The following is a 21,730-nucleotide window of genomic DNA, read 5'->3' on the forward strand; positions in this document are numbered from 1 at the left end:
TATAGCTAAGTAAAATAAACTACACTGTATAGTAAGTTTTAAAATAAGGTAGGTAAAAGTAAATAAAAGTTGCAGAAGTACCCTTAAATCCTAAAAATATTACAAAACGGCCGGTGAAAATCCGTTGACCGAATAAAATGTCACTTTCACCGAGATCGTTTTATCATTCGCCTATTTACGCTTAAAGCGCGTCATTTTTCGAAATATCTTTGATCCAACAAACAAATAGAAAAACAACTTTAAAATACAATATTATGAAAACTACATTATCAATCGCAGCTGTGGTCCTTACATTATCCCTTTCTTCTTTCGCTAGTACGACGAAAACCCCAAGTGGCATAAGTATCACCTATGTAATGGACCATTACATAGGCTACCTCATGCAAGGACAAGGCACTCTTGATGAACGCCTCTTCACCAAAAATTTCGAGATGACCGTATATGCACAGGATAATGAACGGAAAATCAATAAAAGGCAGCTCGTACGGTTTTTAAAAAAGACCAAAGGGTTATCCTATGATTGTGAAACAAATTACAAGATATTAGATGCAAGTCCACGATGCACGATTGTAAAAGCTTCGATGGCGTTTGAACATTTTACACGTGTAGATTATATCACGCTTTGCCTGGAAAAAGAGGACTGGAAAATCAGCAAAGTCGTATCGACATACCCCTAAACTGGGTATTTTTGTTTCAATGAAAAAGCCCGGGTGGAGATCCGGGCTTTATTTTATTTTTTCGCTTCTACTTCGGTAATAACGTATATATCTTCATTTTCCTTCTTCATCCTATACTTCTCCCGTGCTATGCGTTGTATCTCATTTGGATCATATTGGGCGTCTTTTATAGCTTGTTCAATTTTTTGGTTTTCCACACCATAGAAAGCCTTTTCTTTTTCTAATTTACCTTTCTCCTGCAAGTAGTGATACTGCGTTGCAAAATCATAACGATCAAAAAAGATCATCCAAACCAGAAATGCGATTCCGGCAATCAGATATTTATTCCGGATCAAGGAAAAAAGACGGCCCATACTCCAATCGATTAATTACCTAATGTAGTTATTTTTTGGCATACTTAAAATTCTTTCCAATAAATTTTGCATTTGCACCCAACTCTTCTTCAATACGAAGTAACTGGTTATACTTTGCAATCCTATCGGAACGGGAAATAGAACCTGTTTTAATTTGCCCACAATTTAATGCAACTGCCAAGTCTGCAATGGTATAATCTTCGGTTTCACCCGAACGGTGCGACATGACCGAGGTATAACCATTCGTTTGTGCTAATGAAACAGCTTCAATAGTCTCTGTCAACGAGCCAATCTGATTGACTTTCACGAGAATAGAGTTTGCAGTATGCTTATCAATTCCATCTTGAAGGCGCTTGGTATTCGTCACAAATAAGTCGTCACCGACAAGCTGTACACGATCACCTATTTTCTCTGTCAACAATTTCCAGCCCTTCCAATCGTCTTCGGCCATACCATCTTCAATGGATATGATTGGATATTTTTCGGTCAACTCAGCAAGATAAGTAGCTTGCTCTTCACTGGTGCGAACAGCCCCTTTATCTCCCTCAAACTTCTTATAATCGTATTTGTTCTTGGAGTAGAACTCAGTTGAAGCACAATCTAATGCCAAACAAACTTCACTTCCGGGCTTATACCCTGCCTTCTTAATTGCTGATAAAATGGTTTCAATCGCATCTTCAGTACCGTCGAACGTCGGAGCAAAACCACCTTCGTCCCCTACGGCCGTAGACAACCCTCTATCGTGTAATATTTTTTTCAAGGTATGGAATATTTCGGCTCCCCAGCGTAGCGCTTCCGAAAAAGATGCAGCACCTACAGGCATAATCATAAACTCCTGAAATGCAATAGGTGCATCGGAATGTGCGCCACCATTGACGATGTTCATCATCGGAATAGGCAACGTATTGGCATTGACACCACCGATATAACGATACAACGGTTGGCGACTTTCCTGCGCTGCGGCTTTGGCAACGGCCAATGAAACGCCTAAAATAGTGTTTGCACCCAATTTTCCTTTGTTTTCTGTGCCGTCAAGATCAATCATCATTTTGTCGATGGCATTTTGCTCGAAAACGTCCACACCTTCCAAAGCTTTTGCGATCTTGGTATTTACATTTTCTACAGCCTTCAAAACCCCCTTACCCAAATACTGTTTCTTATCCCCGTCACGCAATTCAACTGCTTCGTGAGCACCTGTAGATGCGCCTGACGGGACCGCTGCACGACCTACAAAACCATTTTGTGTCGTTACATCAACTTCAATTGTTGGATTTCCGCGCGAATCCAAGATCTGGCGCGCATGAACATCGATAATTAAACTCATTTTTTTCTATACTAGGATTTATGTTAAACTTCAATCTTACTTAGTGTATTTTGGACACTAATATATCAATTTTTATCACCAAATCAAAATTACAAAAAAAACGCCTCAATCTATTCATAGATTTGAGGCGTTCCTATATGTATGTATTTAAGCCTTCACCATATTGATAAAGTCATCAAATAAATAGCGTGAATCATGTGGACCCGGCGACGACTCGGGATGGTATTGTACCGAAAATGCCGGCTTCCCTTTCACCCGAATTCCTTCTATGGAATTATCATTCAGATTGACATGGGTAACTTCTACCGCATCCGATTGCTCGATATCTTCCCGGACGACACCAAATCCATGGTTTTGCGAAGTAATCTCGCAACGGTTAGCCACAATATTCTTTACGGGATGATTGATACCACGGTGGCCGTTAAACATCTTCTCTGTCCGGATACCATGCGCCAAGGCCAGGATCTGATGACCAAGACAAATACCAAACATCGGTTTGTCGGCGGCAAGGATTTCTTTCACCGTATCGATCGCATATTCCATTGCTGCAGGATCTCCTGGGCCATTGGAGACAAAATAACCTTCCGGTTTCCAAGCTTCCATTTCGGCAAAAGTGGTTTTCGCTGGGAAGACTTTCGCATACACATTCCGGTCGTCAAAGTTGCGCAGGATATTTTTCTTGATACCTAAATCTAATACCGCGATGCGTGTAGAAGCGTCTTCGTCGCCATAAAAATAAGGCTCTTTGGTAGAAACCGACGAGGACAGCTCCAAACCTTCCATAGAAGGCACCTCCGCCAGCTTCGCTTTTAACGATTCGACATCCAGATTTTCGGAGGATATGATCGCATTCATCACCCCTTTATCCCGGATGTGGCGGACCAGAGAGCGGGTATCAATATCGGATATACCGACCAAATTTTCTTCTTCGAAATAGTTTTGAATGGATCCATCTGCAATTTTCCGGCTATAATTGATATTATAGTTCTTACATACAAGACCCGCAATCTGTATTTCACCCGACTCGGTATCCTCGTTATCTACACCATAGTTACCGATATGAGCGTTGGTCGTCACCATGATCTGCCCATAGTACGAGGGGTCGGTAAAGATCTCCTGATAACCGGTAGTTCCTGTGTTGAAGCATATCTCTCCCGTTGTCGTACCGATCTTTCCGGCAGCTTTGCCGTGGTAAACGGTTCCATCTTCAAGAACTAAAATTGCGGGTAATTTACTGTAGTTGGTCATTCTCTATTTTAAAATTATAGTATACGATCGTTGTCAAAAACCACTGGACACAAAAAAAGCCCAAATGGGCTATTCTTATCAATTAATATGATGTCGACGTCATTATCGAACGAAGTGTCTGTTGGGATCAAATCAAAAACATCAATTTTCACGGGAGACAAAGGTAGGAATAAAAAATTAAAAACTAAAAACTAAAACGTCAAAAACTTCACTCCTCCTCTATGATCTCTTGTACTCTACCAATCTGTCCATCCTCAAGGCGAACTTTGATGCCACGATGGTGGAATGCTGCCGAAGTCAACAAGTCTTTGACCACCCCTTCGGTCAATTTCCCTGAACGCTGATCTTTCTTTAGTATAATGTTGACCACCATACCTGGTTTAATATATGCTCTTGTTTTTCCGTCCATATCCAAACTATTATTTAAACATCAATCCTACTGAAACATTAAAATGTTGATGTTGAAAATCCTTACGCATGTGATTATTTTTTGTCAGCTGTTGGTAGCCGTATGCTGCAGAAACCGTCCAGTCTGCCCGAGCTGGCCTTTCGTATAGATAGAAAAACCCACCTTTAAACAAGAAACCCTTGTCGTACTGCACACTCAGCCCTGGCGCATAACCCACATTGGTCAATAACCCTATTCTTGACGAGGAGCCAAACTCCCCAAAAGGCAATCGCCCGTCTATGAAAATGGGGAAAAGATTTCGATCGTATTTAAACGATCGCTGATCGGCATGATGTGGGTCATTCGTCTGATAGGTACCGGACAACCGCTCATTTCCCAAACCTAATCCCAAGTAAGCCCTATCTGAGTAGTTCTTCCCTGCAATAAAATGCAGCGAATATCCGTTGAAAGCACCTTTATATCCTTCATTGGCAAATCCCAGATTCCCCCCTCCTTGTATCATAAAGTACATATCTGACTGGGCAAAAGCTATAAAGCTCAGTGTCATCAAACACAACACTCCTGTTATTTTCTTTATCATCAGTTTAAAATTTTATAAATCATTTCACGCATCAGTTCACCGGACGTGGTATGCGGGCCAACATGTAATCCTTTGGATTTAAGGTCATACTCATGAAGGATGGCAAAGACATCAAAAGTTTTACGCCGGCTGTAATTCCGAGCGGCCATGTCATACTCTTTTGTAAAAAAGGGATTCACACCCAAAGCTTTGGCAACCGATTGTGAAGACTTGTCGCCTAAATAATGGTATTTTAAAATCTTGGTAAAATATCCTCCCAGAGAACCGAGCACAACAACAAAGGGATTTGCTTTCGGATTAGCTTCAAAGTAATCAACAATCTGGAAAGCCTTCAGCACATCACGTCTGCCCAATGCGTTATTGAGCTCGAAAACATTATAGTCCTTGCTGATACCGATATTATCTTCTACGTCCTTCAGCGCTATTTCCCGATCGTTAGGTACATTAAGTATCAGCTTTTGCACCTCATTAGCCACCTTAGACAGATCAGTACCTAAATATTCTGCCATCAGTGCGGCAGCTTGCGGATGAATCTTTCTGCCTTCCCGCTGTACCTCTTCCGTGATCCACCCCCCGACTTTGTTATCATACAACTTCTCCGACTCAAACGCAACGCCAATCTTTGCGATCTGCTTAAATAATTTTGTCCTTTTATCAAATTTGCCATGTTTGTACGCCAATACCAAAATAGTAGTCGGAGTCAAATTTTCGATATATTTAGCAAACAACTCATCCTCAGCTTTCCATTTCAGGTTCTGAGCTTCCTTGACCAGGATAACTTGATATTCGCTCATCATCGGATAGCGCTTCGCGGCATTTATGATGGTGGAGAAATCGGTATCCTTGCCGTATAGCACAGTCTGGTCGAAACCTTTCTGAGCTTCCTCTAATACCGTCTGTTCGATACGATCACTGATCAGATCGATATAATACGCCTCCTCACCGTGCAACAAGTACACGGGTTTGAACTTCCGTTGCTTAATATCAGACAGTATAGCTGTTACATTCATCTTGGGGCGAATTTAGTCATTTCTATTTAATTTCTTATGTTTCCTCTGTCTGCTATAAGCCTTCAAAGGCAGAGGAGAGATCGATAAGTTCATTTTATATATAACGCAATTATATTGCATATAAAAATGAATTTATCTAAGTTTGTACATGTTTAGGCCAACCCCTTTAAACTTACCTTCGTATCCATTAAAACTGAAACGAATTAAGGACAAAGTCTACGTATTTGATGAGCTGAGAAAGAAAATTCTTTTGCTTACACCGGAGGAGTGGGTCAGACAGCATTGGATACATTATTTACATACACAAAAGAATTACCCAAAGTCGCTGATGCATATCGAAGGGGGGCTAAACCTCCATGGTCTGCAGAAAAGGACAGATCTTGTGATTTACAACAGTCAGGGTGAAAAGATATTGATTGCCGAATTCAAGGCACCTGGTGTCAAAATCAATGAGAAGACCTTTGAACAAATCAACAATTATAATATGGTCCATAAAATCCCTCTCTTGCTCGTTAGCAATGGGCTGGATCATTTCTTCTGCAAGATTAATTTGAATAATAATCAGTATGAATTTCTTAAAGATTTGCCAAATTACATGTAGCAGACATAAATTATTTGACATTTTCGCTAAAAACCCGTTATATTAGTCCTTTATAACAATGTAAAAAATCAAAGATGAATATAGATAAAAATGAATTCAGAAAGTATGCGATCAAGCATCACCGTATAGGCAGTCAGCATGTAGACGGATTTATAGCAAGAGCAGAATCCAATATCCCCACCAACTTGACGCCATATATCGTAGAAGAGCGCCAACTGAACGTGGCACAGATGGACGTATTCTCCCGGCTAATGATGGATCGCATCATTTTTTTGGGTGACGCGGTCAACGATCAGGTCGCCAATATTATCCAAGCACAATTGTTGTTCCTGCAATCTACCGACGCGCAGCGCGACATACAGATATACATCAATTCGCCTGGCGGAAGTGTCTATGCGGGATTAGGCATATACGACACGATGCAATACATTTCCCCCGATGTGGCTACGATATGTACCGGAATGGCCGCTTCTATGGGCGCAGTATTGTTGGTTGCTGGCGCGAAAGGTAAAAGAGCGGCGTTGAAGCATGCGCGCGTCATGATTCATCAGCCCTCGGGAGGTGCGCAAGGAGTCGCAGCAGATATGGAAATCAACCTCCGGGAAATGCTGAAAATAAAAGAGGAATTGTACACGATTATTGCCGAACATTCTGGACAGTCTTATGAATGGGTAGAACGGTCATCTGATCGTGACTACTGGATGCGGGCGTCTGAAGCGAAAGAGTTCGGCATGATAGATGAGGTACTTGTACCGAAAAAAGAAAGCAAATAAAGAAAAGATGAGTAAAAGTAACAAAGATATATACTGCTCCTTTTGTGGGATTAGCAAAAATGAGGCATTGATGCTCATTGCGGGAGATGGGGCACATATCTGCGACCGCTGTGTCACGCAGGCCGGAGAGATTTTGGCAGAGGAGCTTAATCAGCGCAAGAACAAGTCCCTTCAGACCACGTTAAAACTGATCCGTCCGATGGAAATCAAACAGCATCTGGATCAGTATGTCATTGGGCAGGACGAAGCGAAAAAGGTGATATCGGTAGCCGTCTATAATCACTATAAGCGGTTAAACCAAAAGACCAATGCAGACGAAACAGAGATCGAAAAATCGAATCTTATCATTGTGGGGGAAACAGGCACAGGTAAAACGCTGCTCGCTAAGACCGTGGCCAAGATCCTGAATGTTCCTTTTTCTATCGTCGATGCGACCGTATTGACAGAAGCAGGGTATGTAGGCGAAGACGTGGAAAGTATACTGACGCGCTTGCTACAGGCAGCAGATTACGATGTCACGGCGGCGGAACGTGGGATTATCTATATCGATGAAATTGACAAGGTTGCCCGTAAAAGTGACAACCCGTCTATCACAAGGGACGTCTCGGGTGAAGGTGTACAGCAGGCATTACTGAAGATATTGGAAGGTACAAATGTGAACGTACCACCACAGGGAGGTCGTAAACACCCCGATCAGAAAATGATATCGGTTAACACCAGCAATATACTGTTTATATGTGGGGGAGCGTTTGATGGTATTCAGAAAAAAATTGCTAACCGCTTACGGACGCAGACAGTAGGCTATAAAATGAGTGATGAAGAGGAGGATATTGATCTCAACAATCTTTACAAATATATCACGCCACAGGATCTGAAAAGTTTCGGCCTTATCCCGGAGCTCATCGGGCGTCTACCTGTACTCTCCTACCTTAATCCGCTGGATAAAGAGACGTTACTCAGTATTCTGACCGAACCCAAGAATGCACTCGTTAAACAATATGTCAAGCTGTTTGAATACGAAGGCATTGAATTGCAGTTCGATCAGGAAGTGTATGAATTTATTGTGGACAAGGCATGGGAATTCAAATTGGGCGCACGTGGATTAAGAAGCATCTGCGAGGCGATCATGCTCGACGCAATGTTCGAGATCCCCACAACGAAGGAAACGACACAGGAAAAAGCGTTGCATATCACGCTGGATTATGCAAAGAAAAAATTTGCGAAGTCAGACATTAAAAAGCTAAAAGCTGCATAATATAAGAAGCTGTCTCAAAAGTCTCATTTCCGTCATTTCGAACGACGTTAGGAGGAGAAATCTATGGACATAATTGCGTTAGTCAATCAAAAACGCAGATTACCACGTCGTTAGCACTCCTCATAATGACGCGTTTTTTCATCGGTGCAGACTTTTAAGACAGTCTTTTTTGTTTCAACAAAAATGGTTAACTTACTTCTGTTATGACGAAGAAGAAAACCATCGAGACACCTGTCACTCCAGGTCTGAAAGATAAAGATGATATCGTTAAAAACTGGCTGCCACGCTATACCAGCATGCCGTTGGAAGAGTTCGGTCAGTATATCCTCCTCACCAACTTTTCCAATTATGTCCGGTTGTTTGCCAGCATGCATCATGATGCGGTTATCTATGGAGAAGATAAAGCGATGCAGGCTTGCACGGCCGATGGTATAACGATCATCAACTTTGGTATGGGAAGCCCAATGGCGGCTACGGTAATGGATTTACTATCTGCCATTACACCGCAGGCTGTGTTGTTCCTTGGGAAAACGGGTAGCTTAAAAAAGAAAATTGCCGTCGGCGAACTTATATTGCCCATTGCAGCCATACGTGGGGAAGGTACCTCGAATGACTACTTTCCCAGTGAAGTTCCCTCCCTACCTGCCTTTGCCCTGCAAAAAGCAATTTCTACCACCATTCGGGATCACGAACGGGATTATTGGACAGGAACGGTCTATACAACGAATAGACGGGTATGGGAACATGATAAAAAATTCAAAAAATACCTTAAAGCCATCCGGACAATGGCCGTCGACATGGAAACAGCTACCATATTCAGTGTAGGCTTTGCGAATAAAATTCCTACTGGAGCGCTCCTGTTGGTGTCTGACCAACCTATGATACCTGAAGGCGTAAAAACGATCGAAAGTGATCTCAAAGTGACACAGCAGTACGTCGAGACACATCTCAGGATCGGCATCGATGCATTAAAGCAATTAATCAACAACGGATTAACGGTAAAACACCTCAAATTCTGACAGAAAGGATGATCCCGGTATTTTTAATTTTGTCTTTTTATTTTTTATTTTATCTTTGCACTGTGCTATCGATAATAGTACTTTTGATCAACACCTTTTTATCGGTCTTGATTTATAAAGAAGTGGCGAGAGACTGGCTCAATGACCCGCTGGCAACCATCAAAAAACGATTTGAAAAGGTGCCAATTCCTGTCCAAATTCATATTGATTTGGAGTATATAAAAAAGAGACTATGACACCAGAAATTATTACACATTCAACCGATTCCCATAGGATAGGGACGGACAACGAAATATGGCTATGCTTTACGCATATGCGAATGCGTTAGTCGTCTGCTGTGTATACAGCCTACATAGACGACCTTATTCTAAATCCAACGACAAACAACTATAAATTTTACACTTTAAATCCTTAAAAAATGGCAGATAATAAAAACCTAAAATTCGAGACCTTACAAGTACATGCAGGTCAGGTGCCGGATCCGACAACAGGAGCTCGGGCAGTACCAATTTACCAAACAACATCTTTCGTATTTGACAATGCAGAGCACGGTGCTAATTTGTTTGCATTAAAACAATTCGGCAACATCTATACTCGGATCATGAACCCCACTACGGATGTTTTTGAGAAAAGGGTAGCCGCATTGGAAGGCGGCGTCGCGGGACTTGCTACCGCATCCGGACAAGCGGCACAGTTCCTGGCATTGACAAACATTCTCGAAAGCGGTGACAACTTTGTAACAGGATCGAACCTCTACGGTGGGACATATAATCAGTTTAAGGTATCTTTCAAAAGATTAGGTATTGAAGCGCGTTTCGCTAAGGATGCTGAACCGGAAGAAATAGAAGCACTAATCGACGACAGAACGAAAGCCATTTATGTGGAAACGATCGGAAATCCAAGCTTCAATATCCCTGATTTTGAACGTATTGCTGCAATCGCACGTAAGTTCGACCTCCCTTTCATTGTCGACAACACTTTCGCAGCTGCAGGATATTTATTTAAGCCTTTGGAACATGGCGCCAATGTGGTGGTACAGGCAGCGACAAAATGGATCGGTGGACACGGTAGCAGTATAGGCGGTGTAATCGTCGACGGTGGTAACTACAACTGGGGGAATGGTAAATTTCCACAGTTTTCGGAACCTTCGGAAGGCTATCACGGCTTGGTTTTCTCGGATGTATTCGGCGAAAACGGTCCTTTCGGTAACATACAGTTTATCATCCGTGCCCGCGTTGAAGGATTACGTGACTTTGGCCCTGCCCTATCACCTTTCAACTCTTTCTTGTTAAACCAGGGATTGGAAACCTTGTCTCTACGTGTACAACGTCACGTCGATAATGCATTAGAAATCGCACAGTGGTTGGAAGCGCACCCACAGGTAGAAAAAGTAAGCTATCCTGGCCTGAAGAGCCACCCTTATCACCAGAATGCACAGAAATACCTGAAAAATGGATATGGTGCTGTATTATCTTTCACCATAAAAGGTGGCGCGGATAAAGCCAACGACTTTATCGATGCGCTAGAACTGATTAGCCACCTGGCAAACGTGGGTGATACCAAGTCATTAATCATCCACCCTGCCGCGACTACACACCAGCAATTGTCGGAAGAGGCACAACGTCAGGCAGGTGTATATCCCGGACAACTTCGTCTGTCTGTGGGAATCGAGCATGTCGACGATATCAAGGCTGATCTTCAACAGGCATTTGATAAGATCAAATAATGTAAGAACGTCTTTGACGAGGTACGGGGAGAAATCCCGTACCTCTTACAGAAATGACAATAATGTCCGCCTCGCGTTCTTCAGTCGCCATCAATAAAAATTAAAAAAACTGCATAAAAATTTAAAATGAGTAAAAAACTTACGATAGGTATGTTTGGGTTTGGTGTCGTAGGGCAAGGTTTATACGACATCATAAAAACTAAAAATCTCAACCTTGAAATCAAAAAGTTTGTGATCAAGAACGCAGACAAAAAACGCAGTTTGCCGGCAGCGTTGTTTACGACCGACGCTAACAGCATCTTAGAAGACCCTGAAATCAATACTGTAGTCGAATTAATCGATGATGCCGAAGCCGCTTTCGAAATTACCTCACGTGCACTGAAATCGGGTAAAAATGTCGTCTCGGCAAATAAAAAGATGATTGCCACTCACTTAGAGGAGCTGACCGATATACAACACGAGTACGGTACCTCCTTATTATACGAGGGAGCCGTCTGCGGCAGTATTCCTATCATTCGAAATCTCGAAGAATACTATGACAACGAGCTTCTTCACTCTGTAAGCGGCATATTCAACGGTTCGTCCAACTATATCCTTTCCAAAATATTCAACGAAAACCAAAGTTATGAAGCCGCATTAAAAAAAGCGCAAGAGCTGGGCTTTGCCGAAACAGACCCTACACTGGATGTGGGCGGATACGATCCCAAGTTCAAACTAGCGATTGTGGCATCCCATGCTTATGGCTTATATATTAACCCGGACAAAATATTAAACCTGGGTATTGATAAGCTCAATGATGCTGATATCCGGTATGCGAAGGAGAAAAACTACAAAATTAAGTTGGTGCCTCTAGCCAAGGAAAGTGCACAGGGCGAAGTTGTACTCTACGTCTTACCGAAATTCCTTACCAAGGACAGTATATTGTATAACGTTGAGAACGAAAACAACGGCGTATTGGTCAAAGCAGCTTTTGCAGACGAACAGTTTTTCTTTGGCAAAGGTGCAGGTGGACACCCCACTGGTTCGGCAGTGCTTTCCGATATCACAGCGCTGCGCTACGACTATCGATATGAATACAAAAAGCACCTCGAATCATCACAAGTAACCTATTCGACAAATTACGAATTGAAGGTTTACTTTCGTTATGAAAACGAAGATGTGTTGGAAAACATAAAATTCAATACCATATTGGAGCGTTTCTACGGTGAGCAATCGAAATATGTTATCGGCTTCATCAATTTACAGGAAATCATTAACAAACGAGATCTCATCAACCAATCCGGCTATTTCCTTGCGGAGATATTGTAAGAAAGATACAACTATGAAAACACCTTTAGCAAAACCCCGAAAGTTCGTTCCTGAAAATCTGGAAATCCGTTGGGAAGCTTTAGCTCCCTTATTTTCCGAACTGAAAAATCAACCTCTTCAGTCTCTTCAGGATTTGGAGCAATGGCTTCAATACCGCAGCGAACTGGATGCGGTACTCAGTGAAGATTATGCATGGCGGTATATTAAGATGACCTGTAATACCACAGATCAAAAACTGGCGGAAGACTTCCAATATTTTGCGACGGAAATAGAACCTAAAATGGCATCGGTAACGAATGAGCTGGACAAAAAACTGGCAGCTTGCCCGTATACCGATCAGCTGACAGGTGACGGTTATCGTATCTATCTTCGGAAGGTAAAGAAATCATTAGAAATCTTTCGGGAAGAGAATATCCCCTTGTTTACGGAGGTGCAGCTGAAGCAACAGGAATACCAGACGATTGTCGGTGGTCTCTCTGTTGAAATCGATGGCAAGACCATGACGTTGCAACAAGCGTCAACCCGTTTACTTGAAAATGACCGGGAACAGCGCGAACAAGCATGGCGTCTGATCAACCACGAACGTTTAGCCAAAAAGGAGCAATTGGACACGTTGTTCAACGAATTAGTCAACCTACGTCATCAAATCGCCCGAAATGCCGGTTTTGAAAATTTTAGGGACTACATGTTTGCCGCTATGGGACGCTTCGACTATACGGTCGAGGATTGTGAAAATTTTCATCACACGATCCGGGATGTTGTCGTTCCTATCTTACAGGAATTTACACGGGAGCGGGAAGACAAACTCAACGTCGGCACCTTGAAACCCTGGGATATGTCTGTCGATCCCGAAAATCGCCCTCCGCTTAAGCCTTTTTCTTCCGGCGAAGAATTGATCCGCAAAACGGAAGAGGCTTTTAACCATATTCATCCCTATATCGGACAATGCATCCGCACGATGCGAGAAAATAAGCTATTCGATGTGGAAAGCCGCCTGGGTAAAGCACCGGGAGGTTACAATTACCCCCTTTACGAATCAGGAGCGCCTTTCATCTTTATGAATGCAGCGGGAACTTTACGAGATCTGACAACGATGGTGCATGAGGGAGGACATGCGGTCCATACCTTTATTTCGGCAGACTTAGCCCTTACGGCATTTAAAGATCTGCCAAGTGAGGTTGCTGAATTAGCCTCCATGTCTATGGAGTTGATTTCTATGGACCAATGGCACCTCTTCTTGAATGATTCCACCGAATTGGCACGGGCCAAAAGGGAACAACTGGAGGACGCCCTATCAACACTGCCTTGGGTAGCTACTATCGATGCCTTTCAGCATTGGATATATACACACCCCGAACATACGACCGAAGAAAGAAAGGAAGCTTGGTTGGCTATATATAACGAGTTTGGTCGGGGCTTTACCAATTGGGAGACGCTGGAGGAGGCCGAAATGTATTTGTGGCACAAACAACTTCATATATTCGAAGTTCCGTTTTACTACATTGAGTACGGCTTTGCACAATTGGGGGCAATAGCCGTGTGGAAAAACTACCTGGAGAACAAGAAAGAGGGAATTGAAAAATATTTAGGTGCGCTGAAACTGGGGTATACGCAATCCATTCCCGAAATATACGCAGCAGCGGGCGTAGAATTTGACTTTAGTGAGGAATATGTTCGTGGTCTTACCGACTTTCTACGTAAAGAAGTTAAAAAAGCTTAAATCAATTGATTTGGTGCACTTTTATTACTACTTTTATAATTAATCTTTTACGGTAAAATTATGAAAAAGTGGTTTAGTATGTTTTTCCTGACATTGCTTGCCCAGTTAGTAGCAGCACAGTCGGGTGATGTGGCCGAAAAAACTTCCCCAACAGTTGCCATAATTATTGGCGTACTGTTGTTGATTGTTATCATCGTTGTACTCTATAGCAGACAAAAAAGAAAATACAACGACTAAACGACCCTACTTCTCTTTCAGCTTGTATTTATCCATCAACATCTGAATATCGACGGTAGGAAGTCCAACAGCCTGAGCGGTCTGTGTGACATTCCAATTGTATTTTTTCAGTTTGTGAGCTAAAAATTGTTGTTCCGCATGCTCCTTAAACGCTTGGTAGTTGTCCATACTATCTAGGTTCAGGGTGGGTATATCATGATGACCGTTCGTTCCATGTGTTGATACGGAAGGATTGGCAAAATTGCTGACATCAGGTTCCGATATTACCTTACCACTGAGGATAATCAATCTTTCGACCATATTCCGTAATTCCCGGATATTTCCGGTCCAGGGCAACTCTTGTAACGCTTTCATGGCCCCTGTTGTAAACTCCTTTGTCGGAATATTATAATCACCGCAGATTTCTTCACAAAAAGACATCGCCAATTGTGGAATATCCTCACGACGCTCCCCCAATGAAGGGACATCAATAAGGATAACGCTTAGGCGATGGTAGAGGTCCATTCTGAAATTACCAGCGTCTATTTCCTTCAGCAAATCCTTGTTGGTAGCTGCGATGACGCGTACATTTACTGTAATCTCCTTATCGCCACCCACCCTTGTAATCTTATTTTCTTGCAATGCACGCAGAACCTTAGCCTGAGCAGATAGGCTCATATCGCCTATCTCATCCAAAAATAAGGTTCCACCGTTCGCCTGTTCAAACTTACCAATACGTTGCTTAACGGCCGACGTAAAAGCACCTTTCTCGTGGCCGAACAATTCCGATTCGATCAGTTCGGACGGGATCGCAGCACAGTTAACTTCTATAAGAGCCGAGGAAGAACGGTTTGATTTTTCATGCAGCCAACGCGCAACCAATTCCTTTCCTGACCCGTTTGCCCCCGTGATAAGCACTCGGGCATCTGTGGGCGCTACCTTATCGATGCAATCTTTTATCAGCGAAATGCTCTCCGAATCACCTAAAATCTCCCGGGTCTTCGACACTTTGCGTTTCAGTACTTTGGTTTCTTTTACTAAAGACTCCCGTTCCAGACCATTCCGCACGGTAATCAACAATCTGTTGAGATCAAGTGGTTTTTCCAAGAAGTCATAAGCCCCTCGTCGGGCAGCCTCCACTGCCGTTTCAATGGTACCATGACCAGATATCATAATAAAAGGCGTATCGCTAATACCTCTCGCAGCATCTAACACCTCCATACCGTCCATCTTATTCATCTTTATATCGCACAATACGAGATCTACCTTTTCCTTTTTTAATACCTCCAACCCTTCTATCCCATTATCTACATCCAACACCTTATAGCTTTCGTATTCCAAAATATCACGGAGTGAACTACGTATGGGGCGCTCGTCGTCTATAATTAATATTGTAGCCATATAAAAAACAATTATAAAATGCCAAAATAACAAAAAAGAAGCAAACCTTATAAGCCGGGTTCTGTACCCCGACGCATCGAGGCTTCTATCATTTATCTAGTCCCGCAATCACTCGCGGGATCCATCAACCTACCCTTCGCAGATTCCGACGGGTCGGAAGAAGACGAGCAGCCTTCAGATTCTGCGATCTATTTGGTCTTTCAACACACGAGGTTTACCGTAATGTATGTCACCATACAAGACCGTGAGCTCTTACCTCACGTTTTCACCCTTACTCCGACAAGTCGGAGTGGTATATTTTCTGTGGCACTTTCTGTTTTCCGACAAATCGGAACCCTTCCCGTTAGGAAGCGTGTTGCTCTATGTTGCCCGGACTTTCCTCTCTCCCGCCAGAGACGGGACAGCGATAGAACCAGTTTGCTTCAGCTGCAAATTTAGAGAATTAAAATCGGATAGCATGGGTTTTTCAAACCTTTTTCCCCTTCAACGGTTTTATAAAGTATAAAGCAGACAGCATGGATCAACCTTTAACATACCGCTACCATCTGGAGCAGACCGACAGCCCTTTTTGGGCTTTTGCTATTCACGATGGCCACCATATACATCCCGAAATCGAACCCTACTTGGCGATAGACGAAGAAACACGCTTACGGGAGGAGGATCCCTATACGGCTATTTTAGCTGAACTCCCCTTCAATCGATTTGTTTCAGCAACCTCCCGATTTCAACTGGACATCAATCGCAGTAAACAAGATGCCATCTACCTTCAGCCGGAGCAAGCCTGGGGGCTGAAGGTCTGGGAGAACGGTCTTCCCCAAAAATGGGTAGATAGACTATACACTTCTTACGACGATATTTTCCGAAGTATCGACACGGCCATACAAGAAACCATCGACAAATACGGCTATTTTGTTGTTTATGATATCCACAGCTATAATGCTAAGCGAGGCGGAGCACAGGCGCCGATAGATCACCTGCACAATCCCCAGATTAACATAGGAACGGTTCATAATCACCCCAAGTGGTCCATCTTGACATCGCTTTTTATCGAAGCTTTAGAACGAAAACAGGCGGGCGTAGCAACTTTTGATGTACGGGAAAACATCAACTTCAAAGGCGGCTATCTATCCCAGTATATCAACACGCGCTATGGCAATAAAGGATGTGTCTTCTCGATCGAATTTCGGAAAGATTTTATGGACGAATGGACGGGGCAGTTATATCCCGAAAAGCTACAGGAATATAAACAGCTTTTGTTACATACGGTAGAAACTTTAGAAAATTATAGGACGCATTCCCATGAAAAATGAACGTAAGACCTTAGATAACCTTCTGCAAAAAATAAATACACGCGATCCTTTTCATGTACAGATACCTGTCAAGAACAAACTCGTATTTAACAAGATAGCACCGTATGTATTCCTCTACAACGCGGATGAAAAAAAAGATCCGATGCTGTCCGAGTTGGTCAAGTCAGAATACACCTATTTTCTTATTCGGGACAAAAATTTTGATTTTTCCTTTTGGCTACCGCCAATCTTAGAGAAACTCGTGGAAGCCTTCGGTTCATGTCTTGTTGTCGAAGCCTGGACAGCTTCCGATACTCAGGAAGATGATGTACACATCCATGTCTCCCGAAAAAACGCGTTAGCAATAGGCCAATATCTCAACAAACAACTGCAAGCCGAAGGTGTACTCTCTGCTGTAAAATTGATAACCGGATCGAAAAAGAATTTTCCCACCAAAGCGGCACCGTTCATCGGTTTGTACGACAAGAAAGATAATCAGATTTTACATTTGGGTTTAAGCATACGTCCAAATTACCTGCTGACGGAAAAAAACACGATTCTTCCTATTGTATTGCGGCAGTTTCGGGAAGCTTTGTCAAGGAGTCTGTCGAAAACATTTTTCGAATTCGTCCGTATCCACAGTACCTCCAAACCTACGGCTTTTAAAATCAATCACCCCAATGAACTTATCCCTTTAGTCTGGGAAATCGACCAGAAGTTGACGCGGGAGAGCTTACGTTTTGATTTTTTACTACTCATCACGCCTACGAATACGCATGAGGCCTGGCTACAGTTCAAAAAAGACAATTATCGGAAACCACCTGTCTTCCACTATAGGCCCATGCCTATTGACCCGGATATCATTAAACGGAATCTGTACAATCTGCCCATTGAAGAACTTTACGACCCCACTATCGCCTATCTCTTCCGCGATAAGCGAAAAGAACTGGATTGGATGATGAGCATGCTCAGCGAACGGGGCAAGGAGGGCTTTATGCTCGGAAGCCTACAATTGTTTGGCAACGTCAGTGAAAAACTGTTGGATAGAGCGAAAGCAATTTTGACCATTACCGCCGACGACAAACTCGCTAGAGGGCGGGACGAGGATATGGTCTATGCCGAAGAATTCGCCCGTCTCGCACAACAAGAAATCAGTTACTTAAAAGCCCAAGACCCACAGTTTAACACTACGGTAAGGATACGAGACGATATCTACGGCGTGATGGTTAACCAGGGCGTGCTCAATATCAGTAAGCAATATATGTTGCCCCGCAGACGTGTAAATGCACTTCTGCAACACGAAGTTGGTACACACATCGTGACCTATTTTAACGGAAAGCAACAACCTTTCAATGTTTTTCGATTAGGTGTACCCGGCTACGAAAAATTACAGGAAGGTTTAGCCGTCCTTTCGGAATATATGGTTGGGGAATTGACAAACGACAGGCTACGGGTACTCGCCGGTCGAGTAATCGCTGTACATCACATGCTCGCCGGAAATACCTTTATCGATACTTTTGCCCTTTTAGCCGAACAGCATCTGTTCGATAAAAAAACGGCATTTCAAATGACTATGCGTGTATATCGCAGTGGAGGTTTGACCAAAGACGCCTTATACCTGCAAGGACTTACGGAGCTGGTCAGCTATATCAAGGAAGGCAATGACATCAACCTGCTCACCATGGGTAAAATACGAAAGGACTATATACCGGTCATACAAGAACTCATGTTGAAAGGCATGCTAAAGGCGCCAGCGCTGACACCGAGATACCTCACGTCACCTTACTTGGCGAAGTTAGAGACACTTCGGAAGAATAAAGGAATATTTCAAATGATACAGTAATTCATCTATTTATTCATCTATGAAAATCGCATTTGTCATCAATCAGACACACAAAGAGGATGTCAATTTTACAACGACGCTCTTAGCCTGGAAGGCACTACAGCTTGGCCACGAGGTTCTTTACATCGGTTTGGCCGATTTTTACTATGGAGCTCATCCGTTATTGGGTGCACATGCGCGCCATGTTCTTCCGTCACAAGCTGTTCCAGACACAGCTACATTAATACAGGTGCTTCGAGCCACGCCCAAGAAACTTTATGCGCTTACCGACATTGACGTACTTTGGTTGCGTTTTGACCCCGTATTGGATATGATCAATAGACCTTGGGCTGCTGCTGCAGGCTTACAATTTGCAACCTTGGCACAAAAGAAGGGTATAAGGGTACTCAACAACCCCGAAGCATTGACCAAAGCCAGCAACAAGCTTTATCTGGAAAATTTTGATGACACGATACAACCTAAAACCATCGTCACACGCAATTCACAGGATATCCTTCAGTTTTTCCAGGAACAGCAGGAAAAAATCATACTGAAACCTTTAAAGGGATCTGGCGGAAGAAATGTGTTTTTGATCAACAAAGACAATGCCCAGAACCTCAAGCAGACGGTTGAGGCTATCGCCCGGGATGGTTATGTCATTGCACAGGAATACTTACCCGAAGCAGCCCTCGGTGACATCCGGTTTTTTCTGCTCAATGGAAAACCCATACAGGTCAACGGAAAATATGCCGCCGTACATCGCGTGCAACAAGGAAACGAGATCCGCAGCAACCTCCATCAGGGTGCAAAAGTGCAAGAAGCGCAGATTGACGCCAATATACTCCGCACCGCCGAAAAAGTAGCTCATCAATTGGTCAAAGACGGCATGTACTTGGTCGGTCTGGATATTGTCGGCGATAAGATCATGGAAATCAACGTATTTAGCCCGGGTGCTCTGCATCATGCGGAACAGATGCATCAAGAAGATTTTTCGGGGGCTATTATACGGGATTTGGAGAGCTTGTGAACGTACACGGCTATGAAGTCACATTTTTTATTGCAATAAAATGCCGAGAAAACCTCTTACGCAATCGATTGTTTAGTTTTTTTTCTTTAGTTTTGTCCCCTGATTTGACAAACTAAAAACCTGATAACTATGTGTGGAATAGTTGGATACGTTGGACATCGACCTGCCTACCCTTATTTGATCGAAGGATTAAAAAAACTGGAATATAGAGGATACGATAGTGCCGGTATTGCCCTCCATTTTGGAAATGCTTTAAAAGTGGTGAAAAAAGCCGGAAAAGTCGCTGCGCTTGAAGAGCTTACAGCCGTGATCGAGCAGGGTTCACCGATAGGTATAGGACACACCAGATGGGCGACACACGGTATCCCTTCGGATAATAATGCCCACCCCCATACTTCCCAATCGGGGAAACTCGTACTGGTCCATAATGGAATCATCGAGAATTATGCTGCACTCAAAGAGGAGCTCTTAAAAAAAGGATATACCTTCCATAGCGATACCGATTCGGAAGTGCTGTTGAACTTTATTGAAGATATACAGCAGAATAATAATTGTGCGTTAGAAGAAGCCATCCGCATCGCACTCAAACGTGTGAGCGGAGCCTATGTCATTCTCCTGCTTTCCGAAGAATATCCACAGACCATCTTTGCGGCACGTAAAGGCAGTCCTTTGGTGATCGGTATTGGCCAAGGGGAACACTTTCTGGGGTCTGATGCCTCCCCTATGCTTGGATATACGAAAGAAGTAGTCTACATCAACGACTATGAGTTGGCTATTATTAAGCCGGACGAACTTATCCTCAAAAATCTCGGCAATGAACGTCTCACACCATTTGTTCAACAACTGGACATGGAGTTAGCCAGTATTGAGAAGGGCGGCTACGAACATTTTATGTTGAAAGAGATCTACGATCAGCCTGCAGCTATTTACGACTCCTTACGTGGTCGGTTGGATGCGCAGCAGGGACAGATCACGCTGAGCGGTGTAGATAGCATAAAAGATAAACTCATGGCTGCCCGCCGCATTATTATTGTTGCCTGTGGCACCAGCTGGCATGCGGGACTCCTCGGGGAGTATTTAATAGAGGAACTTTGCCGGGTCAATGTCGAAGTGGAATATGCTTCCGAGTTCCGGTATCGCAATCCGGTTATTGACGAGCATGATGTCATTATCGCGCTGTCGCAAAGCGGTGAGACGGCCGATACCTTGGTCGCTTTAGAAAATGCGAAAACCCAAGGAGCAACCATCTTCGGTATTGTGAATGTCGTCGGTTCTTCCATTGCTCGTCTTTCAGACGCAGGAGCCTATACACACGCCGGACCAGAGATCGGCGTGGCGAGCACGAAGGCATTTACTGCACAACTCACCGTATTGCAGCTGTTTGCCCTTAAGCTTGCGCAAATGAAAGGCACATTGGATAAGACAGTGGCACAAGAATTAATGCAGGAACTGGCATTAGTACCGGAAAAAGTACAGCATATCCTTGATACGCAACTCGAAAATATCAAAAAGATTGCGTCAACGTATAAAGATGCCCGGGACTTTCTGTACTTAGGGAGGGGATACAATTTCCCCATTGCACTGGAAGGCGCCTTAAAACTCAAAGAGGTATCCTATATCCACGCGGAAGGATATCCGGCGGCTGAAATGAAACATGGTCCGATCGCACTGGTTGACGAGCACTTACCGGTCGTCTTTGTGGCCACCAAAGATCGTGTCCATGAAAAAATCATCAGCAATATGCAGGAAATCAAATCCCGTCGCGGTAAATTGATTGCCGTAGTGAGCGAAGATGATCAAACAGCAAGCAGTCTGTCCGACGATTGTATATTCATTCCTCAGGCCCATGAAATTGTTGCTCCACTATTATCCGTCATCCCACTACAGCTTCTCTCTTATTATATCGGCGTGGAACGGGGATCGGATGTAGACAAACCACGTAATCTTGCCAAATCAGTAACGGTAGAATAAT

The 21,730-nt window shown here is 43.3% G+C and carries 20 protein-coding genes, 1 other RNA gene and 1 riboswitch; of the genes, 13 read left to right on the forward strand and 8 right to left on the reverse strand.

Annotated elements, in window-relative coordinates; genetic code table 11:
- Window positions 1–254: 254 nt before the first annotated feature.
- Window positions 255–677 (forward strand): hypothetical protein, encoded by a 423-nt coding sequence (locus G5B30_RS09725; protein ID WP_165319784.1) that lies wholly within the window; start codon window positions 255–257, stop codon window positions 675–677.
- Window positions 678–730: 53 nt separating this feature from the next.
- On the opposite strand, the gene G5B30_RS09730 is transcribed toward G5B30_RS09725, so the two are convergent.
- The 6 genes from G5B30_RS09730 to holA form a co-directional block, all read right to left on the reverse strand.
- Window positions 731–1,030 (reverse strand): FtsB family cell division protein, encoded by a 300-nt coding sequence (locus G5B30_RS09730; RefSeq protein ID WP_165319785.1) that lies wholly within the window; start codon window positions 1,028–1,030, stop codon window positions 731–733.
- A gap of 28 nt (window positions 1,031–1,058) precedes the next feature.
- Window positions 1,059–2,354 carry a phosphopyruvate hydratase gene (eno, locus tag G5B30_RS09735; RefSeq protein WP_165319786.1) on the reverse strand — a complete coding sequence of 432 codons (1,296 nt, stop codon included), beginning with the start codon at window positions 2,352–2,354 and terminating at the stop codon, window positions 1,059–1,061.
- Between the two features lie 147 nt (window positions 2,355–2,501).
- The gene (carA, locus tag G5B30_RS09740; protein WP_165319787.1) at window positions 2,502–3,602 is read right to left on the reverse strand and encodes a glutamine-hydrolyzing carbamoyl-phosphate synthase small subunit; all 1,101 of its coding nucleotides are present in this window, start codon (window positions 3,600–3,602) and stop codon (window positions 2,502–2,504) included.
- A 208-nt stretch (window positions 3,603–3,810) separates the two neighbouring features.
- The gene (locus tag G5B30_RS09745; protein ID WP_165319788.1) at window positions 3,811–4,011 is read right to left on the reverse strand and encodes a YwbE family protein; all 201 of its coding nucleotides are present in this window, start codon (window positions 4,009–4,011) and stop codon (window positions 3,811–3,813) included.
- Window positions 4,012–4,021: 10 nt separating this feature from the next.
- Window positions 4,022–4,591, reverse strand: coding sequence for a hypothetical protein (locus G5B30_RS09750; RefSeq protein WP_165319789.1), 570 nt, complete (start codon window positions 4,589–4,591; stop codon window positions 4,022–4,024).
- The gene (gene holA / locus G5B30_RS09755; protein ID WP_165319790.1) at window positions 4,591–5,601 is read right to left on the reverse strand and encodes a DNA polymerase III subunit delta; all 1,011 of its coding nucleotides are present in this window, start codon (window positions 5,599–5,601) and stop codon (window positions 4,591–4,593) included. Before holA ends, G5B30_RS09750 begins: the two co-directional genes overlap by 1 nt.
- A gap of 148 nt (window positions 5,602–5,749) precedes the next feature.
- Here holA and G5B30_RS09760 point away from each other — a divergent pair, with 148 nt between their 5' ends.
- The 8 genes from G5B30_RS09760 (at window position 5,750) to G5B30_RS09795 (ending at window position 14,240) form a co-directional block, all read left to right on the forward strand.
- Window positions 5,750–6,202 (forward strand): type I restriction enzyme HsdR N-terminal domain-containing protein, encoded by a 453-nt coding sequence (locus tag G5B30_RS09760; RefSeq protein ID WP_165319791.1) that lies wholly within the window; start codon window positions 5,750–5,752, stop codon window positions 6,200–6,202.
- Between the two features lie 74 nt (window positions 6,203–6,276).
- Window positions 6,277–6,975 (forward strand): ATP-dependent Clp endopeptidase proteolytic subunit ClpP, encoded by a 699-nt coding sequence (clpP, locus tag G5B30_RS09765; protein WP_165319792.1) that lies wholly within the window; start codon window positions 6,277–6,279, stop codon window positions 6,973–6,975.
- Between the two features lie 7 nt (window positions 6,976–6,982).
- The gene (clpX, locus tag G5B30_RS09770) at window positions 6,983–8,230 is read left to right on the forward strand and encodes an ATP-dependent Clp protease ATP-binding subunit ClpX (RefSeq protein WP_165319793.1); all 1,248 of its coding nucleotides are present in this window, start codon (window positions 6,983–6,985) and stop codon (window positions 8,228–8,230) included.
- A 203-nt stretch (window positions 8,231–8,433) separates the two neighbouring features.
- Window positions 8,434–9,249 carry an AMP nucleosidase gene (locus G5B30_RS09775; protein ID WP_165319794.1) on the forward strand — a complete coding sequence of 272 codons (816 nt, stop codon included), beginning with the start codon at window positions 8,434–8,436 and terminating at the stop codon, window positions 9,247–9,249.
- A gap of 109 nt (window positions 9,250–9,358) precedes the next feature.
- Window positions 9,359–9,474, forward strand: a riboswitch (SAM riboswitch).
- Between the two features lie 193 nt (window positions 9,475–9,667).
- Window positions 9,668–10,975, forward strand: a complete 1,308-nt coding sequence (locus G5B30_RS09780) for an O-acetylhomoserine aminocarboxypropyltransferase/cysteine synthase family protein (RefSeq protein ID WP_165319795.1) — start codon at window positions 9,668–9,670, stop codon at window positions 10,973–10,975.
- A gap of 126 nt (window positions 10,976–11,101) precedes the next feature.
- The gene (locus tag G5B30_RS09785) at window positions 11,102–12,283 is read left to right on the forward strand and encodes a homoserine dehydrogenase (RefSeq protein ID WP_165319796.1); all 1,182 of its coding nucleotides are present in this window, start codon (window positions 11,102–11,104) and stop codon (window positions 12,281–12,283) included.
- A 13-nt stretch (window positions 12,284–12,296) separates the two neighbouring features.
- Complete coding sequence (locus G5B30_RS09790) at window positions 12,297–14,003, forward strand: M3 family oligoendopeptidase (protein ID WP_165319797.1); 1,707 nt, start codon at window positions 12,297–12,299, stop codon at window positions 14,001–14,003.
- Between the two features lie 60 nt (window positions 14,004–14,063).
- Complete coding sequence (locus G5B30_RS09795) at window positions 14,064–14,240, forward strand: hypothetical protein (RefSeq protein ID WP_165319798.1); 177 nt, start codon at window positions 14,064–14,066, stop codon at window positions 14,238–14,240.
- Between the two features lie 6 nt (window positions 14,241–14,246).
- Here G5B30_RS09795 and G5B30_RS09800 read toward each other — a convergent pair whose 3' ends face one another.
- Both G5B30_RS09800 and rnpB read right to left on the reverse strand, forming a co-directional pair.
- Complete coding sequence (locus G5B30_RS09800; RefSeq protein WP_165319799.1) at window positions 14,247–15,620, reverse strand: sigma-54-dependent transcriptional regulator; 1,374 nt, start codon at window positions 15,618–15,620, stop codon at window positions 14,247–14,249.
- A 34-nt stretch (window positions 15,621–15,654) separates the two neighbouring features.
- An RNA gene (gene rnpB, locus G5B30_RS09805) (RNase P RNA component class A) lies at window positions 15,655–16,043 on the reverse strand.
- A gap of 92 nt (window positions 16,044–16,135) precedes the next feature.
- Between rnpB and G5B30_RS09810 the strand changes: the two genes are divergently transcribed.
- The 4 genes from G5B30_RS09810 (at window position 16,136) to glmS (ending at window position 21,729) form a co-directional block, all read left to right on the forward strand.
- Entirely contained in the window at window positions 16,136–16,930 is a 795-nt protein-coding gene (locus G5B30_RS09810) for an N-formylglutamate amidohydrolase (protein ID WP_165319800.1), read from the forward strand.
- Complete coding sequence (locus tag G5B30_RS09815) at window positions 16,920–18,752, forward strand: flavohemoglobin expression-modulating QEGLA motif protein (protein ID WP_206367072.1); 1,833 nt, start codon at window positions 16,920–16,922, stop codon at window positions 18,750–18,752. The genes G5B30_RS09810 and G5B30_RS09815 overlap by 11 nt, the downstream gene beginning before the upstream one ends.
- Window positions 18,753–18,771: 19 nt before the next feature.
- Window positions 18,772–19,758 carry a glutathione synthase gene (locus G5B30_RS09820; RefSeq protein WP_165319801.1) on the forward strand — a complete coding sequence of 329 codons (987 nt, stop codon included), beginning with the start codon at window positions 18,772–18,774 and terminating at the stop codon, window positions 19,756–19,758.
- Between the two features lie 129 nt (window positions 19,759–19,887).
- A complete protein-coding gene (gene glmS, locus G5B30_RS09825) occupies window positions 19,888–21,729 on the forward strand; it encodes a glutamine--fructose-6-phosphate transaminase (isomerizing) (protein WP_165319802.1) in 1,842 nt (613 codons plus the stop codon).
- Window position 21,730 lies beyond the last annotated feature (1 nt).

Source organism: Sphingobacterium sp. SGG-5 (genome assembly GCF_011043525.1).
In the GTDB taxonomy this organism is placed as follows: domain Bacteria; phylum Bacteroidota; class Bacteroidia; order Sphingobacteriales; family Sphingobacteriaceae; genus Sphingobacterium.

What these genes read in the sequence shown, in the direction of transcription:
- G5B30_RS09800 (WP_165319799.1), bottom strand. Translation starts at nt 15,620, where the DNA reads ATGGCTACAATATTAATTATAGACGACGAGCGCCCCATACGTAGTTCA.
- G5B30_RS09810 (WP_165319800.1), top strand. Translation starts at nt 16,136, where the DNA reads ATGGATCAACCTTTAACATACCGCTACCATCTGGAGCAGACCGACAGC.
- G5B30_RS09785 (WP_165319796.1), top strand. Translation starts at nt 11,102, where the DNA reads ATGAGTAAAAAACTTACGATAGGTATGTTTGGGTTTGGTGTCGTAGGG.
- G5B30_RS09745 (WP_165319788.1), bottom strand. Translation starts at nt 4,011, where the DNA reads ATGGACGGAAAAACAAGAGCATATATTAAACCAGGTATGGTGGTCAAC.
- clpP (WP_165319792.1), top strand. Translation starts at nt 6,277, where the DNA reads ATGAATATAGATAAAAATGAATTCAGAAAGTATGCGATCAAGCATCAC.
- G5B30_RS09730 (WP_165319785.1), bottom strand. Translation starts at nt 1,030, where the DNA reads ATGGGCCGTCTTTTTTCCTTGATCCGGAATAAATATCTGATTGCCGGA.
- eno (WP_165319786.1), bottom strand. Translation starts at nt 2,354, where the DNA reads ATGAGTTTAATTATCGATGTTCATGCGCGCCAGATCTTGGATTCGCGC.
- G5B30_RS09760 (WP_165319791.1), top strand. Translation starts at nt 5,750, where the DNA reads ATGTTTAGGCCAACCCCTTTAAACTTACCTTCGTATCCATTAAAACTG.
- carA (WP_165319787.1), bottom strand. Translation starts at nt 3,602, where the DNA reads ATGACCAACTACAGTAAATTACCCGCAATTTTAGTTCTTGAAGATGGA.
- holA (WP_165319790.1), bottom strand. Translation starts at nt 5,601, where the DNA reads ATGAATGTAACAGCTATACTGTCTGATATTAAGCAACGGAAGTTCAAA.
- G5B30_RS09820 (WP_165319801.1), top strand. Translation starts at nt 18,772, where the DNA reads ATGAAAATCGCATTTGTCATCAATCAGACACACAAAGAGGATGTCAAT.
- G5B30_RS09750 (WP_165319789.1), bottom strand. Translation starts at nt 4,591, where the DNA reads ATGATAAAGAAAATAACAGGAGTGTTGTGTTTGATGACACTGAGCTTT.
- G5B30_RS09780 (WP_165319795.1), top strand. Translation starts at nt 9,668, where the DNA reads ATGGCAGATAATAAAAACCTAAAATTCGAGACCTTACAAGTACATGCA.
- G5B30_RS09725 (WP_165319784.1), top strand. Translation starts at nt 255, where the DNA reads ATGAAAACTACATTATCAATCGCAGCTGTGGTCCTTACATTATCCCTT.
- G5B30_RS09775 (WP_165319794.1), top strand. Translation starts at nt 8,434, where the DNA reads ATGACGAAGAAGAAAACCATCGAGACACCTGTCACTCCAGGTCTGAAA.
- G5B30_RS09790 (WP_165319797.1), top strand. Translation starts at nt 12,297, where the DNA reads ATGAAAACACCTTTAGCAAAACCCCGAAAGTTCGTTCCTGAAAATCTG.
- G5B30_RS09815 (WP_206367072.1), top strand. Translation starts at nt 16,920, where the DNA reads ATGAAAAATGAACGTAAGACCTTAGATAACCTTCTGCAAAAAATAAAT.
- clpX (WP_165319793.1), top strand. Translation starts at nt 6,983, where the DNA reads ATGAGTAAAAGTAACAAAGATATATACTGCTCCTTTTGTGGGATTAGC.
- G5B30_RS09795 (WP_165319798.1), top strand. Translation starts at nt 14,064, where the DNA reads ATGAAAAAGTGGTTTAGTATGTTTTTCCTGACATTGCTTGCCCAGTTA.
- glmS (WP_165319802.1), top strand. Translation starts at nt 19,888, where the DNA reads ATGTGTGGAATAGTTGGATACGTTGGACATCGACCTGCCTACCCTTAT.